Here is a 17,011-nt window from a genome sequence, read left to right on the forward strand (position 1 = left end):
ATGGTCATCGTTTTGACTTTTGACTTTTGACTTTTGACTTTTGACTTCGCCGACCATCACGCGATTACTTTTAACTATTTTGGCTTTTTCATTGGGGGTTATAAATTAAGAAAGGGTTGCAATTGCAACCCTTTCCATTTGACCTATCTAAGCAAACATGAGAACATCTTAATACTTATCCCAGAAAAGTTTGGTTTCAACATCGTCGCCACCAATTTTAGACGCAGCGCTTGTGTAGTTTTTACCATTTAACTGTTGCTCGTTACTTGGGTAAGTAAGCCTGGTAGGGAAGCCTGATATAGCAGCCACAGGAGGCGTTAATTTAGGATAATCCATTCTTCTCAATTCAGTCCATCCTTCATACGGGCGGTTGTACATTGCCAGCCATTTTTGGAAGCCGATTTTTTCTTTCCAGTCACCTTTTGCAGTTGCATAAGCAACATCAGTTCTTGCTAAATAAGCGTTAGCATCAGCTTCAGTTCCACCCCAGCCAATGATTGACGCCTTTATTGCGTTATTGTAATGAGATTCTGCAGTACCTGATACATTATATCCACGTTCTTTGGCTTCTGCACGGTAGAATTCTGTTTCTACATAATCCATAAATACCTCTGGTGCAGTAGCGGCAGAAACTTTATCACTTGGTTTTGACATGTCAGAGAAGGTATTAACTTTCCCAACAACACCACCTTTATATAATCCATCATTGTTAACACCAAAGTAATTCGCCTTTCTTGGATCACTCATAGAAATAAGAAGGTTCATTAGATCTTCTGATGCAACATAGTCCGGACGTCCGCCTAAAACTATATCAGCATACAGTGGATTTGTATTGGGAGTGCTACCCTGGTAAGTCACCTTTGCATCATCTGCAGAAGAAGACAGCGCCGCTGCATCTGAAGCTTCAACATTTGCCTTAGCTGTGTTGCCATCACTATCAGCCAGAAGCATACCCATTTTCATGCGCAGCGAGTTGGCGAATTTTTTCCAGCTGCTAACATTTCCTTTGTATAACAAATCTTCAGAAGATGTAAATGCTACACCGGCTGTGTTTAGTTTGGTCATATCATCAGCAACCCTTTTCAATAGATCTGCATAAACGGTTTGTGCATCATCATACACAGGGAAAAGATTGCTTGGGTTAAGCGCCTCTGTATAGGGGATATCACCAAAAGTATTTACAAGTATATCAAATGTATAAACCTGCATCAGATCGATAATAGCCAGCTTGTTGGCTTTAACAATCGGATCTAAAGTGTTGTCAGCTGTAATAAGCCTTGCAGATTCGTTCAGATCAGCCAAAACATCCTTGTACATGATTGTCCACCATGTTTGAGGAATATTACGTGTTGCAAAATCGTACTGAGCCTCGTCCTGGTAAACGGCCATTGCCCAATGCTTTACTGTAAACCTGAAAACGTTGGTGTTAACGCTCGCTGAAGCCAATGCATCAGACAGGTTTCTTGTTGCATTAGAAAACAAAGTTGGCGCAGGAACGTTGGCAGGCCTTTTTGTTTCATCGTTGAAGTGCGATATATTCTTTGTGCAGCTCACAAAGAATAAACCCGATGTTATTATAAAGAGTAATTTTTTCATGTTGTTTTTTTTAGAACTTAACTTTTAAGTTTACACCAATAGATCTTGTAGTTGGGTAAGCGCCACTTTGAACACCCTGAATGTTACCTGCAGTAAGGTTTTCTTCAGGATCTGCATAAGGCAGGTTTTTGTAAATCAGCCACAAGTTTCTGCCTACCAGTGAAAAATCTGCGCCTTTGATAAATCTTATGTTGTTAAACATTTTTTGAGGGAAAGTATAAGTAATAGTAGTCTCTCTCAGCTTTACATAACTTGCATCGTACGCATAACCTGCACGTGGCATTGCTGGGGAGTTGGCATCTATTACAACTCGTTGTGTATTTACTTTTCCATCAGCAGTAACGCCATCCAGAATTCTGCCACCGCCATCTGCCAGGCTGTTTCTTACTGGTTTGCCCAGATCATTCAAGCCTGCGCTTTCAGGATAAATACCTGTGTAGTTGGTACCATAAAACATGTCTAATGACCATACTGTACCGCCACTGCGTGTATCTATCAAAAAGCCCAGGGTTACGTTTTTGTATTTGAAGCTGTTGTAAACACCACCGATCCAATTAGGGTTGTAGTTACCCAATACATTGGTTGTTGTAGTGGTTGTAGCATAATAGCCATTATCCTTAACAAGTTTGGGGCTTGATCCGTCCCATGCTTTAGTTTTTGTTGGATCTTTAGGATCTATCATCATCCATGTGTTGCCCTGAATTGTTCCATAAGGCTGACCTTTAGTAGCGTTTACGGTAATCCCAGCCTGGAAAGAACCTAGCAAAAGGTTTTCGCTCTTGTCATACAATTCAACTACTTTATTTCTGTTCATGCTCCAGTTTACATTAACATTCCAAACGAAGTCTTTTGTTTTAACCGGAGTGCCATAAACTGATAATTCAACACCTTTGTTTGCTACTGTACCGGCATTTACATACTTGGTTGAAAAACCGGTAGCTGTAGATGTTGCAGCCGGAATAATCTGGTTGATCGTATTTGTCATGTAATAAGTTGCATCAAAACCAATGCGACTCTTCAAGAATGACATTTCCAAACCAATCTCTTTACTGGATGTTATTTCAGGTTTTAAAGTGCTGTTGTTTTTTGTGTTTGGTAACGAGAACAGGATTGTGCTTCCAAATGCATTAGGCTGGTCGTATATGTCTTTAATACTTCCCCAGGGCGCACCGTTACCTACTGTAGCGTAGTTGAGCCTTAATTTACCTGAAGAAAGCCATGTTAAATCCTGTAAATGATGAGAGAACAACCAGCTACCTGAAACACCGTAGTAATTGTATGCGTTGTTATCAGCTGGTAACGTGGAGAATCTGTCCCTTCTGATAGTTCCGTCAAGTGTTAAGAACTCTTTATATACAAAAGTTGCACCTGCAAAATAACCATCAACAGCTATTGGCTGATTAGTTTCTACGGGGTTAGGCAATGTACCTTTAGAGTTGGCTATAGAATATAAATCCGGAACAATTAAGCCACCTGAAGTTGTTTGGTAATTGGTTCTGATATTGTTTCTTCTGATATTGGTACCGGCAACCGCTTTGAAATTCAGGTCCCTTGTCAGTTGCTTGTCAACATTGGCCATCAGGTCATAGTTGGTTTCGCTGTAATTTTTGTCAAGGCGGCTGTACATGGGTGTGTTTTGGCTACCTACAGCTATACGTTCTTCCTGGAAGTCAGTATAAGTATCAAGTGTTACTCTTCCCAACAGGTTTAACCAATCGGTGATTTTATAGTTCAATGCTACGTTTCCAAAAACTCTGGATCTGCTATCTTGTTCATAGTTCTTGTAAACGGTCCAGTAATAGTTGTCGGTGTACGCTGGTACTGTTCCGGCAGCTGTTGACGGATCTTTCCAGTTCCATGTAATGTTTTGGTTGTTTCTAAAATAAGCTGCTTTTTGTTCCTGGATATCTACGTTAGTCTGGTACCATTGGCGGAAGTTTTGGTTTACGTTTCTACCACTATAGCCGGTGCCATAACGTCCTTTACCATTTATTAAGGAATAGTTTGCAGCAGCACTAACACTTACTCTGTCGGTAATGTTATAAGATGCACCAAAGTTGATGATGTTCTTTTTGATGCTACTGTTGGGCAACGTACCTCTTTCAATATTGTTTGTGTAGCCAAGTTTAAAAAAGCCTTTATCTGAAGCCGTGTTCAAAAAAATGCTGTTGTTGGTAGAAACAGCCGTTTCATAAAATGTTGACGGATCATTTTTTGCTGCAACCCACGGTGTTGCTTTGTGATAAGTAGGAGAAGATGGATCAAATGCATCCCATTGGTATACCATCAGATTAGGATCGAACTTGGCACCATAAGAAGCATCTTCTGCAGTTGGTGTAACAAGATCCTTAACGCCGTCTCCATCTACATCAAAATAATAAAAACCATCTTTTTGATAAGAATCAGAATAACCAGCGCCATAGCTTTTCTGGTATTTAGGGAAGGTTTTTTTGTCAATTTTGCCAACGATAACGCCAGAGTTAACAATGATGTTTAATCCTTTCTTACCTTTCTTAGTGGTAATCATTACTACACCATTAGCTGCTCTTGAGCCATATAGCGCTGTAGCTGCGGCGCCTTTTAACACGTTCACAGACTCAATGTCATCAGGGTTAATATCTGCAGCGGCATTTCCATAGTCGTAACCGCCGCGCCCTCTTGCCTGATCAGTGTTTCCTTTTGTAGTAGAAGTTTCGGTGCTGGCAATTGTATTGTCAACGGGTACACCATCAACAACAAATAATGCCTGGTTATTACCTGTAAGCGATTTAACGCCACGCATTACAACGTTAGTAGAACCACCGATAGAATTGCCTTGCCTGATTTCTAAACCAGATATTTTACCAGATAAAGCACTGGCAAAGTTACTTCCTCTTGTAGCACTTACATCGTCGCCTTTAATTTGCTGAGCTGCGTAAGGAAGTGAGTTTTTACTTCTTTTAATACCTAACGCTGTTACAACAACTTCTTCAAGTTTAACGTCAGCAGCAGTAAGTACAATGGTGAAATTTGATTTGTCTGCGATAGTTACTTCCTGGTTATTATGGCTAACTGAAGTAACGACAATAGCCTTTGCATTAGCTGGAACACTAAGTGTAAAAACACCTTCCTCGTTGGCTGAAGTACCAACACTAGTTCCCTTTACTTTAATTGATGCAAGGGGGATAGGCAGCCCTTTGTCATCCGTTACCTTTCCGGTAATTGTCCGGTTTTGAGCATGAGCCACAATAATACATAGGCACATACTCATGAGTACGAGCAATTTTCTCATGTGATCGTTTTTTTTAAATTGAAAATTGAAAAAGAAAAAAACTTATATGAATGGTTACAGTATTATTTTTTCAATGGGATTTACGTATGATGGACTGATTGGAATTGGGACGTAGCACGTCTTTGGGTACAAATAAATCATTTGCATTGAAGAGTATTTTTTTCATGTTTGTTTGGCCAAAATAGTCATAAAATGATGTTAACAAATCGTTACGGATTTTTTTTATCCAATTTTAATTCCTTTTAATTGGTGTAAACGGGGAGATTAAAAGAGATTAAAAAAATATTAATGCATCAATGTTGGTGATTTGAAAAAAACACCCGGGCACTTTTAAAAACAGCTATATTCAGCACGAGGAACAAGGCGAAATGAAATTAGAACAGACAAAAGGATATAACATAATTCAAAAGTGGTTGAGGGCCAAAGGGTTTAAAGCTTTTGATTTTCAAAAGCAGGCCTGGCAATACATCGTTAATGATGAAAGTGGACTTGTTAATGCTCCAACAGGGTTTGGTAAGACTTTTTCTGTCTTCCTGGGAAGTGTCATTCAATTTATTAACGATCATCATGAAACATATCTAACCGCTTCCAAAAATGGCCTTCAGCTCTTATGGGTAACGCCTTTGCGGGCTTTGGCTAAGGATATTGGCCGCGCGATGGAGGATGTGATTAATGAATTGGGTATGCAATGGAAAGTGGGCATCAGGAATGGTGATACGGATCTTAACGAGCGCGCCAAACAAAAAAGGCAAATGCCTGAGGTTCTTATCATTACACCGGAAAGCCTGCACCTATTGCTTGCACAAAAAGAGTATCCGTTAGTATTCAGAAACCTGAATGTGATTGCTGTGGATGAATGGCATGAACTGTTGGGAAGCAAACGTGGCGTTCAGGTGGAACTTGCTTTATCAAGAATTGTAAGCATGCGTAACAATGTGGAAGAGATAGAAGTGAGTAAAAAGAAACGGTCGTCAAGAAAACTCTGCCTGTGGGGGATAAGCGCTACTGTCGGTAATCTGCATGAAGCTGCGGACGTTTTGTTGTCGCCGTTGAAGCGGTTCATAAATGACGAAGGTGATGAGAAGGGCTATTTCATTATAAAAGCAAATCTTGATAAGAAGACAGATGTGTTATCTGTTATTCCGCCAGAGATTGAGAAATATCCATGGGCTGGACATTTAGGAATTAAATTGGCCGCGCAAATAGTTCCTATTATAGAGCAAAGCAATACCACCCTCATTTTTATCAATACCAGGGGAATGAGTGAGTTGTGGTATCAAACCTTATTAAATGTAGCGCCCCAACTTGCAGGGGCTATTGCACTTCACCACGGCAGTATTGAGCAAGAGTTGCGGATTTGGGTAGAGGAGGCATTGCATACACAAAAGCTAAAGGCAGTTGTGTGTACCGCAAGTCTTGATCTTGGTGTCGACTTTCGTCCTGTTGATACTGTTATCCAGGTTGGATCTCCTAAAGGTGTATCACGTTTTCTGCAACGCGCAGGCCGCAGCGGTCACAGGCCCGGAGATGTGAGCAGGATCTATTTTTTGCCAACGCATTCGTTGGAGCTGGTTGAAGCAGCTGCGCTTAAACAGGCCATAAAACAGGGATTGATAGAAGGGCGGGAACCGCTTACGCTTTGCTTTGATGTGTTGATCCAGTACTTATGTACACTCGCAATTGGCGAAGGTTTTAAAGCTGAAGAAATATTTGAAGAAGTAAAAAGCACTTATTGTTTTGCAGATATAAATGAGGCAGAATGGCTGGAAGTATTACACCATATCACAAACGGTGGTGATGCTTTGCAGAATTATGATGAATACAAAAAAGTGGAACTGGAAGATGGTTTGTACAGGATGAAAAGCAGGCGCATGGCCATGCGCCACCGGCTACATATAGGCACCATCGTTAGTGATGCTATGATGAAAGTGAAATTTATGGGCGGAGGTTATATCGGTGTAATAGAAGAGTATTTTATCAGCAGGTTGGAGCCGGGTGATGTATTTACATTAGCAGGAAGAAACCTAGAGCTGGTAACTATTAAAGACATGACGGCCTTTGTGCGTAAATCATCTGCAAAAAAAGCAATTGTGCCGAGCTGGATGGGGGGACGCATGAGTCTGACAGCAAACCTGGGGCGCATTCTACGCTACACCTTCGATAAGATCATTGATAACAATTACGATGAAATTGAATTAAAAAGCCTCAAGCCTTTGTTTGATCTGCAACGCGAACTGTCTCATATTCCCAAGGCGAATGAATTGCTGATGGAGCATTTTGAGGATGGCGACGGATATCACCTTTTGGTGTATCCTTTTGAAGGACGTCAGGTGCATGAAGCAATGAGTTCGCTAATAGCTTATCGCATCAGTAAATTCAGACCGATCACATTTTCCATTGCTATGAATGATTATGGCTTTGAATTGTTGAGCGATCAGCCCATTCCTGTAGACGATACAAATGCGTATGATCTTTTTACATCGGACAATCTTATGGCAGATATACAGCGTAGTGTGAACAGTGTTGAGATGGCTTCGCGTAAATTCCGTGATATTGCTGTAATTGGCGGCCTGATCTTCCAAGGATATCCGGGAGAACAAAAGAAAGCGAGACATCTGCAATCTTCAGCATCTCTTTTGTTCCGGGTTTTCTTAGAGCATGATCCGGATAATCTTTTGCTGCGCCAGGCATACCAGGAAGTCTTCTCTCAACAAATGGAGGAATTGCGTTTACGCAATGCCTTAGAGCGTATTCAGCAGAGCAATATAGTTATAACCGTTCCCGAAAGATATACCCCGCTTTCATTTCCGATCATTGTTGATGGATTAAGCCGGTATAATCTTTCTTCTGAAAAACTCGCCGACCGTATTAGAAGAATGCAGGTGAGAATGGAAAAATAATGGACAATTGAAGTTGATAATTGAAAATGAGGGAGAATGTGCGAATGTGCGAATGTGTAAATGTGCGAATGAAGGCATTGTCAAGCTGAGATCTATGTGAATTAATAATTACTGTAATTGTTCGTTTTCTCTCTGTGTAACTGTATTTTAATCATTTACATAAATCCCAAAAAAATAGTTAGACCAATTAAGATCTAACTATCAATTAAAACATTGTATATAGCACTGTTATTTCATTGTGCATGTTTCACATTTGCACATTTACTCATTCGCACATTTGCACATTCGCACATTCGCACATCATTGTCAATTATCAACTTTCAATTGTCAATTGATCTCACTTCACAACAATCTCTGCAATTTGGCTGGTGTGCGCACTAAAATAACCTAACGCACCACCCTTTATGTTGCTTACAGGGTTGGCCGGTGCTGTGCCTGATCCTGTAGATTGTTCAAGACTTGTCCAGTAGTTATATACATTATCATCAACGCATTGCATTTCCAACCGGGCAATGTCGTTTGTTTTAAAAGCACTGTCGCTTTCATTCATGATCAGCGGTCGTGAATTAACCTTGCCATCAGAAAATTCATCGTTCTGACTATATAAGGTTTTATCAAGAATACCATTTTTGTATTGTTCAAAATGGTAGTTGTTCTTTGCATTCTTCGGGTCTGTAAATGCTGGTATCAGACATTTAATTGTGCTTCCAAAAAAGTCAAGCGAGGTAATGTAAATGCTGTCCAGGTTCACTTTTGCAGGCATGGTGGAAGATGCAGAAAAGGAACTGCTTCCAATATTTACCAGCAGGTTATATGTGCGTCCTTGTAGCCCAATTATACGGCTGGTAGTATAGCTGCCGCTGGATGTTTCCTTGAGTGTGTCTTTAATGCCGGTGTTGTCAGAAATAATAACCTGTGCGCCGCTAATGGTCGCAAAGTTGTTATCGGCTGAAAAGCTATTGGTCTGCGAGATCTTGACTGTATATGGGCCGGCGCCATCATTAATGATGCCTTCAATAACATACTTTTTATCGGCGTCTTTAAGATCAATGTTGACCACTTTCTGGCAGGCATATAATGTAACTGCACAAAAAATAAATATGTATGTAAGAACTTTCATGCTAAAAAAGTTAAGCGTTAAAATTTGAAGTTGTAAGAGACAGAAGGCACCCATTTGAATAATGTAGTTTGCACTGCTTCTGTTTTATTGGGGTCATTTTCTCCTTCACGGAAAGTGATCGTGTAAGCGTTCTCCCTTCCATATGCGTTGTACAGACTGAATGCCAGCTCTGACGAAAATTTCTTTGTTTTCTTTAGCTGAAGTGTGGCGCCAAGATCAAGTCTGTGGTACGCTGGCATGCGATATCCGTTGCGTTCTGTGTAATAGAAGATAACACGGTCATCAACCTTGTATTTGCCGCTTGGGAACGTTACAGCATCTCCGGTATAATACACCCAGTTGGCTGATAAGCTCCATTTTTTGTTGAGTTGATAAATGCCCACAATAGCAATGTCATGCGTTCTGTCCTGCCTTGCATTGTACCATTGAAAGTTATTAATGCCGTCAATCTTCTTTTCAGATTTTGATAAAGTATAGCTTAACCAGCCCGTGAATTTTCCAGCCTTTTTCTTAAACAACCATTCAATACCGTACGCCCTTCCTTTACCATACAATAGCTGTGTTTCTATGGCATCATTGTTGTAAATGTTCGCGCCGTCGCGATAGTCAATCTGGTTTTGCATGCTTTTGTAATATGCTTCAACAGTCAATTCATACATCAATCCAATGTTTTTGTAGTAGCCAACAGAGAATTGATCACTTATTTCCGGCTTGATCATATTATTACTTGCAACCCATTTATCCGTTGGCGTGCTGGATGTTGAGTTAGAAAGTAAGTGAAGATTTTGTACGTTGCGCACATAAGAAGCCTTAACGGATGATGTTGCATTTAACTGGTAACTTGCTGCTAATCTCGGTTCGAGATTGAAGTATGTTTTTGCAACTTCGCCTGATTTATAATGTAACGTATCAGTAATTTTTCCGCTGCTATCAACATTGTAAAAATCACCCGGGCCTATTATACTAAATGCAGTTAGCCTTAATCCGTAGGTAATATTCAACCTGTCGGCAGCCTTCCAGTTATTGGTAACATAAGCTGCATTCTCCCATGAATATCTTTTCTGAAACGCAGTGTTATTTATGCCCGATGTTGCAGATGCAGTAATCTCACCGGGAGTTATTGTGTGATGAATGGCATTCACTCCGAAGCGAAGGTTGTTCTTATTGTTTAAGTACCATTGAAACTCTTCTTTCAGGTTCCAGTCTTGTAGCTGCGAGAAGATAGAGAAATCATTACCGCCGTTGCGTATGCGTATTTTATAATTGTAATTACTGAAAATAATAGAAGTGTTAGAAAAAAGCTTGTTGCTAAAAATATGATTCCATCTTAAGGTTCCGGTACCGTTGCCCCATTTGATGCCAAAAGTTTGTCCTACGCCGAGATTGTCGTTACCGAAATACCCTGACAAATACAATCTGTCTTTTTTGCCAAGTATATAATTAAGCTTAGCATTAAGATCATAAAAATAGAGCGAGTTATTGTTGATAGATGAATCGGGGGATAGCTTTAAAAATACATCTGCATACGTTCTTCTTGCAGAAACAAGAAAAGATGATTTGTCTTTTTGAACAGGTCCCTCAATATTCAGTTTCGCAGAGATCAAACCAATTCCACCACTCACATTATAATCCTGGTTATTGCCATCATTCATCTTAACATCTACTACAGACGAAAGTCTTCCTCCATATTGTGCCGGCATGCCGCCCTTGTATAAGGTTACATCTTTAATGGCATCTGAATTAAACGTAGAGAAGAAACCAAGTAAATGTGATGCATTATACACGGGCGCTTCGTCGAGTAATATCAGGTTTTGATCAGACGCACCGCCGCGTACATAGAAACCTGCGTTGCCATCGCCTGCAGACTTTACACCGGGCAGCAACTGAATAGCTTTTAACACATCTCTTTCCCCTAGCAGCATAGGGATTTTTTTTGTGTCATTGATGGAGATGTGCTCCATTCCCATTTGAGCACTACTAAGGCTTCTGCCTTTGGTTGTTGATGTTACAGTAACATTTTCAAGAGCAGCGGCTTCATCTTCCAATAAAATATTCAGTTCAACATTTTTGGTAAGATTTACATCGATGGATTGTTGCGAGAATCCTATCGCGCCTATTTCAAATGTATATTTTCCTGATGGCAGGCTTATTGAGAAGAAACCGTAATCGTTAGTGGTAATTCCGAAAGTTGTTCCTGAAGCTTTTACTGATGCGCCGATAATACTTTCTCCTTTCGTCTTTGATTTAACCGATCCGCTGAAGGTAAATTTTTCCTGGGCGTGAAGTTGCAGGGAAAAAAATAACAACGCGAGCGAAGTGATCAAAAGCCTTGTCTTGCTTGCTTTCATGTTGTTTTAATTAATGGGCGCAAACATAATTTTAATTTGTTAGTCAATTGTAAACAAAATGATAAATGGAAAACCAACCTCGTTTAGTTAAGCAGGCATCATCAACTTTGGGAGATGTCTCCTATTATCTATATAACGATCCTGGCTGATCAGAAAAAGTAATCACAACCACACTAGTAACAAGTGCATAATAATGTGCAAGTGTGAAACCGCATCGTCAGCTCGACTGGGGGTTTGGCTGTCACAATCAAAGATGTAATGACAGGACTCTGTCACAACCACACCGACTGACTCCGATTCATTGCCATCTGCTTTAGCAGACGGACAGTGGTTTATCTTTAAACCGGGCTTTAGCCCAAAAATCGATTGTGTGGCTAAGCCATATTCAATTAGTTTCATTTTCCGTCAGCTGAAGCAGACGGCAATGAAAAAACAGCCTTAATCTGTCATTGGCAAGACGGGTGAGGTCTCACGAATATTAACCTGATCATGGCATTGTACACGCATTGCATATTGCCAACTCTTAATTAAACGACATTGAAATAGAAAATGGTCAAAAATCATTTTTTACAACGTAATAGTTTGCGTACCCTGTTTAAAATTTACACACCTTGTTGAAATATGTATTACCGTCATTACCAAACATATGGATGTCTGACAATAGGTTGAAGATTTTTCTTTTCAACTTCGGCTGCTTTAATTTGTTGATTCTTTGATGTATTTAATTACTACCGGTGATGATTGTACTATTGACAACTGATTGATTGTTTACCCCTACACCTGAATTTGATTTTTTATTTAAATTCCCTTTCACTTCCATACACGTCGCGAAAATTGTATTTTGCCATTTCATTTTTGATGCTGTTTATGAAACAAATATTTACATGGATATTACTGTCATTGACAGGTGCATTCTCTGCATTTTCACAACAGTCAGATACAATTGTGGTTATAAAAGCTGATCGCCTTTTTGACGGGGAAGCAATATATGCAAACTATGCTGTGGCAGTGAAAGGCAATAAAATTATAGCTACCGGTAACGAAAAAGATTTTCACCTGGATGGAGTAATTAAAAGGATTGAATTGCCTGGTTGTACTATTTTGCCCGGTTTGATAGAAGGACATTCACATTTATTTCTGCATCCTTACAATGAAACGAAATGGGACCAACAAGTGCTAAATGAATCAATTGCTGAACGTACGGCACGCGCTGTTGTTCACGCAGAAAAAACCTTGATGGCCGGTTTTACTACGGTAAGAGATTTAGGTACGGAAAGTGCCGGATATGCCGATGTTGGCCTTAAGGACGCAATTGAAAAAGGTATAATCCCCGGTCCGCGTATGATTGTTGCGACACGTGCAATTGTGGCAACCGGTAGTTATGAACCTAAGCTGAAAAATAATGCGCACAATATCATAAAGGGTGCAGCTGAAGCAGATGGGGTTGAAGGACTGACAAAAGAAGTACGTACCCAGATCGGAAACGGTGCCGATGTAATTAAAGTGTATGCAGATTTTAATTGGGGGTTGAATAAAACAGCTGAGCCAACATTTACGGTTGATGAATTAAAAGCTGTAGTCGCTGTAGCTTCATCAAGTGGAAGAAAAGTTGTTGCCCATGCCACAACAGCCGAAGGGATGCGCAGGTCTGTCTTGGCAGGCATCAGCACAATTGAACATGGCGATAATGGAACTGCTGAAGTATTTGATTTAATGGTTAAAAACAAAGTCCCGCTTTGTCCAACCATTTCAGCAGACATAGCAGTAAGTGAATATGCAGGATGGAAAAAAGGAATGCCGGAGCCCGATCGCATAAGAGAAAAACGAAAAAGTTTTGGACTGGCCCTTCAAAAGGGTGTAACGATTTGTTTTGGTGGTGATGTTGGTGTTTACGCGCACGGCGATAATGCCCGGGAAATGGAAGCAATGGTAGAATACGGAATGAAACCATTCTATGTATTGAAAAGTGCGACCTCTGTTAATGCTGATGTTTTTGGCTATAGCGATTTTATCGGAAGAATAAAAGCCGGCCTGTATGCAGACATCATCGCCGTCGAAGGTGATCCTGTCAACAACATCAGCGACATAAGAAAATTAAAACTGATCATGAAAGATGGAAAAATATACAAGTTGCAACAAGAATAATCTGTTCTTTGTTATACACTTCCGTAGCAAATCTTCCATCTTACTTGATCCCATGCTGATAGCTAATGGCTAATTGCTAATTGCTGATAGCTGAAACCTGAAACCTGACACCTATATTTGCACCCTTATGGCTTCAGCGGTTCGTTATAGTATTTATGGCAATACATTTCATATTTTGCCGCAACGTGCATTGTTTTGGGAAGAAGAGAAAGCACTTATAGTCGCGGATCTGCATTTGGGTAAGACCGGGCATTTCCGCAAAGCCGGTATTGCAGTTCCCCAGACAGTGTACAAAAATGATCTTCACCGGTTATTCAGTCTTGTACAGCAGTATAACGTGGAGAAACTGATTATAGCCGGCGACATGTTTCATAGTGTAGAAAATAAGGAAATTGAACTTTTTATCCGGTGGCGAAATGATCTTGAGTGGCTCGATGTTTTTTTGATAAAAGGTAACCATGATATTTTACGTGATGACTTTTACAAAAGAGCAAACATCCGGCTTTTCGATGAGCAGTTGTTAATAGGTAAGTTTTGTTTTGTGCATGATCAGGAGTCTTGCAATGATGAAACAGAGAATGAGATTTTTTACTTCTGTGGACATATTCATCCCGGCGTATTAATAACCGGCGGAAGCAGGCAGGCGCTTCGTTTTGCCTGTTATCATTTTACGCGCACTCATGCTATTTTACCCGCTTTCAGTGCTTTCACGGGGTTGTATACCATAAAGCCAAAAGCCGGAGAAAAGGTATTTGCAATTGTGGAGAATGAGGTGATGGAGGTGTGAGGACTCGAGGTGTCAGGTATCAGGTTTCAGGTGGCAGTCAGCTTTCAGCTATGAGCCATCAGCTTATCTTTCGAATATTGGTGTTTGTTCTACAGAAAGTTATGTCAGCGATAAATAAATCAGACATCAAAAAATCACACATCAGACATTTTTTCACATCTAACACCATACATCTAACATCGTACACCGCACACCTAACATCGTACATTAAACCACCATCACCTCAACCCCCATATCCTCCAAAGATTTCACTGTCCGTTCACTTACGCCGGAGTCGGTAATAATCCTGTCAACCTGGTCAAAATTGCAAATGCGGCCAAAGCCACGTTTACCGAACTTGGATGAGTCTGTAAGAATAATGGTTTCTTCGGCAGCCTGTATCATACTCTGGTTAATATTGGCTTCCATCATATTGCTTGTCGTGCAGCCATATTGAATATCTATGCCATCCACACCCAGAAATAATTTACTGCAGGCAAATTGTGTAAGCATTTGCTGAGCGAACGGTCCACTGACAGAAGTTGATGTTTTTCTGATAATTCCCCCGAGCTGAATCACTTCTATATCCGGTTTTTTAATGAGCGCCATTGCCACATTTATTGCTGACGTTAACACAGTCAATTGCTCTTTTGCCTCAATGAGCAATGCAAGTTGTAAAACAGAAGTGCCTGATGCAATAATGATGGCATCATTTGGTACGATTAATTCAGCAGCTTTTTGGGCTATTCTTATTTTTTGATCGATGTTAATGAGCTCCTTTTCATTGACGTGAATATCCTGGATATATGGATTTTGCTGCGTGATACTGCCATGCGATTTAAAAAGTAATTTTTTTGTTTCCAACTGTTTTAAATCCTTTCGAATTGTTACCGGCGAAACTTCCAACTCTTCCGAAAGGTCAATGACCCGGATCTCTTTTTCTTTTGAAAGTTTATCCAGAATATAGGCGTGTCTTTTAGACATGGACAGTTTCATCATCGCTTTCTTTTTAGTAAATCTCTTTCTTTATGTATTCTGGCTGACTGAGCTATCATCAGCTGTTCATCTCAAAGCAAAATTATTTAAACTCTTTGTTCCGCTATTGTGTTTTATTCTCAAGATAATCCCGTGTTTTTGAAAAACATAACAAATATCATCTTTTAGAAATAAATAGTAATTATTTTTGTTTCGAAATGTTTCTAAAGTGTTTCGAATTGTTTCAAAATGCAAATTATGAAGAGAAGCGAAATAATCAACCGGATAGAAAATGATGAGGTTTGGGATTTTATAATTGTTGGCGGAGGCGCAACCGGTCTGGGCACTGCATTGGATGCGGCAAGTCGCGGATATTCCGCCGTATTATTTGAACAAGCTGACCTGGCGAAAGGCACATCAAGTCGTAGTACGAAACTGGTTCATGGCGGAGTGCGGTATATGGCCCAGGGGGATATTGGATTGGTGCGTGAAGCCTGTCACGAACGCGGATTGCTATTGAAAAATGCACCTCATCTAACCAAAAATCAATCTTTCGTTATACCCAATTATTCATGGTTTGATAATGTTTTATATACGGTCGGTCTGAAATTTTACGATATGCTCGCCGGAAAGCTGAGCCTTGGAAAATCGAAATACATCAACAAACGCAAGACTATTGAACAACTGCCTACAATTAAGCAGAAAGGTTTAAAAGGTGGTGTGTTATACTACGACGGGCAATTTGATGATGCACGTTTGGCGGTGAATATCGCACAAAGTGCTGTTGAACAGGGCGCGGTGATTATGAACTACGCAAAAGTTGTAGGATTAAACAAAGACAATGCCGGCAAAGTGGCCGGGGTTGAAGTTAAAGATATCGAGACGGGAAGAGTTTTTAAAATTAAAGGACGGTCCGTAATCAATGCTACCGGGGTTTATGTTGATGATCTCCTGATGATGGATAATCCCGCAGGAAAAAAAATGGTCCGCCCCAGTCAGGGTGTCCATTTGGTTTTTGAAAGATCATTTCTCGACGGAGAAAGTGCATTGATGATCCCGAAAACAGATGATGGCCGTGTTTTATTTGCAGTTCCCTGGCATGATAAACTGGTTGTAGGAACAACCGACACGCTCCGTGATCATCCCGAACTTGAGCCACATGCTTTGGAGCAGGAAATTGAATTTATCCTTCAAACAGCAGGCCGTTACTTAACACGCAAACCTACACGAGCCGATGTGCTTTCTGTGTTTGCCGGATTAAGACCTTTGGCTGCTCCTCAGGGTGAAGGTAAAAGCACTAAAGAAATATCCCGGAATCATAAAATAATTGTGTCCCGAAGCGGGCTTGTTACCATTACAGGAGGCAAGTGGACAACATTTCGGCGCATGGCGCAGGATACTGTTGATAAAACGATCGCAACAGCCCGGCTTGAGTTTAAACCGTGTGTAACGCAACATTTCAAAATCCATGGCTACGCCGAAAATGTTGACAGATCGGATCACTTGTATGTGTACGGATCAGATATCCCTGATGTAAAAAAGATCATGGAACAAGAGCCTGGGATGAACGAAAAACTCTCAGCAAAATATGGCTATACAAAAGCTGAAGTAGCCTGGGCTGCACGATATGAATTTGCCCGTAGCGTGGAAGACGTGCTTGCACGCAGATGCCGCTTGTTGTTTACAGATGCACATGCAGCCATAGAAGCTGCGCCTGCAGTGGCACAAGTGCTTGCAAAAGAACTTGGGCATGATGAAGACTGGGTGCTTAAACAGATTGCTTCATTCGATCAAATAGCCCGGGGCTATCTGTTAAATTAAAACTTAAGGCTTTCATCGCATGTCTTTATTATCGTCTTATATTTATTGTTTGCGTGAAGAGATCGCTGC

At 40.5% G+C, this 17,011-nt stretch carries 9 protein-coding genes; 4 read left to right on the top strand and 5 right to left on the bottom strand.

From position 1 onward, the window contains the following. Positions 1 to 168: 168 nt before the first annotated feature. Positions 169 to 1,596 carry a SusD/RagB family nutrient-binding outer membrane lipoprotein gene (locus QTN47_RS04465; RefSeq protein ID WP_369328123.1) on the bottom strand — a complete coding sequence of 476 codons (1,428 nt, stop codon included), beginning with the start codon at positions 1,594 to 1,596 and terminating at the stop codon, positions 169 to 171. Positions 1,597 to 1,606: 10 nt separating this feature from the next. Beyond that, positions 1,607 to 4,867 (bottom strand): SusC/RagA family TonB-linked outer membrane protein, encoded by a 3,261-nt coding sequence (locus tag QTN47_RS04470; protein ID WP_369328124.1) that lies wholly within the window; start codon positions 4,865 to 4,867, stop codon positions 1,607 to 1,609. A 368-nt stretch (positions 4,868 to 5,235) separates the two neighbouring features. On the opposite strand from QTN47_RS04470, the gene QTN47_RS04475 reads away from it, so the two are divergent. Continuing rightward, positions 5,236 to 7,767, top strand: coding sequence for a ligase-associated DNA damage response DEXH box helicase (locus tag QTN47_RS04475; RefSeq protein ID WP_369328125.1), 2,532 nt, complete (start codon positions 5,236 to 5,238; stop codon positions 7,765 to 7,767). Between the two features lie 337 nt (positions 7,768 to 8,104). On the opposite strand, the gene QTN47_RS04480 is transcribed toward QTN47_RS04475, so the two are convergent. Both QTN47_RS04480 and QTN47_RS04485 read right to left on the bottom strand, forming a co-directional pair. Next, positions 8,105 to 8,887: a DUF4249 domain-containing protein gene (locus tag QTN47_RS04480; RefSeq protein ID WP_369328126.1), complete on the bottom strand. Its 783-nt coding sequence runs from the start codon at positions 8,885 to 8,887 to the stop codon at positions 8,105 to 8,107. A 17-nt stretch (positions 8,888 to 8,904) separates the two neighbouring features. Beyond that, complete coding sequence (locus QTN47_RS04485; RefSeq protein WP_369328127.1) at positions 8,905 to 11,235, bottom strand: TonB-dependent receptor; 2,331 nt, start codon at positions 11,233 to 11,235, stop codon at positions 8,905 to 8,907. Between the two features lie 867 nt (positions 11,236 to 12,102). Between QTN47_RS04485 and QTN47_RS04490 the strand changes: the two genes are divergently transcribed. Then, positions 12,103 to 13,380, top strand: a complete 1,278-nt coding sequence (locus QTN47_RS04490) for a metal-dependent hydrolase family protein (protein WP_369328128.1) — start codon at positions 12,103 to 12,105, stop codon at positions 13,378 to 13,380. Between the two features lie 127 nt (positions 13,381 to 13,507). Further along, complete coding sequence (gene pdeM / locus QTN47_RS04495) at positions 13,508 to 14,167, top strand: ligase-associated DNA damage response endonuclease PdeM (protein ID WP_369328129.1); 660 nt, start codon at positions 13,508 to 13,510, stop codon at positions 14,165 to 14,167. A 207-nt stretch (positions 14,168 to 14,374) separates the two neighbouring features. Here pdeM and QTN47_RS04500 read toward each other — a convergent pair whose 3' ends face one another. Then, positions 14,375 to 15,145: a DeoR/GlpR family DNA-binding transcription regulator gene (locus tag QTN47_RS04500; protein WP_369328130.1), complete on the bottom strand. Its 771-nt coding sequence runs from the start codon at positions 15,143 to 15,145 to the stop codon at positions 14,375 to 14,377. Positions 15,146 to 15,379: 234 nt separating this feature from the next. Between QTN47_RS04500 and QTN47_RS04505 the strand changes: the two genes are divergently transcribed. Then, on the top strand, positions 15,380 to 16,942 hold the full coding sequence (locus QTN47_RS04505; RefSeq protein ID WP_369328131.1) for a glycerol-3-phosphate dehydrogenase/oxidase: 1,563 nt from the start codon (positions 15,380 to 15,382) through the stop codon (positions 16,940 to 16,942). Positions 16,943 to 17,011 lie beyond the last annotated feature (69 nt).

It is taken from the genome of Danxiaibacter flavus (assembly GCF_041060425.1).
In the GTDB taxonomy this organism is placed as follows: Bacteria; Bacteroidota; Bacteroidia; order Chitinophagales; family Chitinophagaceae; genus Danxiaibacter; species Danxiaibacter flavus.

Bases quoted from the DNA above. Each gene is read 5' to 3' on its own strand.
- QTN47_RS04485 (WP_369328127.1), bottom strand. From the start codon at position 11,235: ATGAAAGCAAGCAAGACAAGGCTTTTGATCACTTCGCTCGCGTTGTTA.
- QTN47_RS04465 (WP_369328123.1), bottom strand. From the start codon at position 1,596: ATGAAAAAATTACTCTTTATAATAACATCGGGTTTATTCTTTGTGAGC.
- QTN47_RS04490 (WP_369328128.1), top strand. From the start codon at position 12,103: ATGAAACAAATATTTACATGGATATTACTGTCATTGACAGGTGCATTC.
- pdeM (WP_369328129.1), top strand. From the start codon at position 13,508: ATGGCTTCAGCGGTTCGTTATAGTATTTATGGCAATACATTTCATATT.
- QTN47_RS04480 (WP_369328126.1), bottom strand. From the start codon at position 8,887: ATGAAAGTTCTTACATACATATTTATTTTTTGTGCAGTTACATTATAT.
- QTN47_RS04500 (WP_369328130.1), bottom strand. From the start codon at position 15,145: ATGATGAAACTGTCCATGTCTAAAAGACACGCCTATATTCTGGATAAA.
- QTN47_RS04505 (WP_369328131.1), top strand. From the start codon at position 15,380: ATGAAGAGAAGCGAAATAATCAACCGGATAGAAAATGATGAGGTTTGG.
- QTN47_RS04470 (WP_369328124.1), bottom strand. From the start codon at position 4,867: ATGAGAAAATTGCTCGTACTCATGAGTATGTGCCTATGTATTATTGTG.
- QTN47_RS04475 (WP_369328125.1), top strand. From the start codon at position 5,236: ATGAAATTAGAACAGACAAAAGGATATAACATAATTCAAAAGTGGTTG.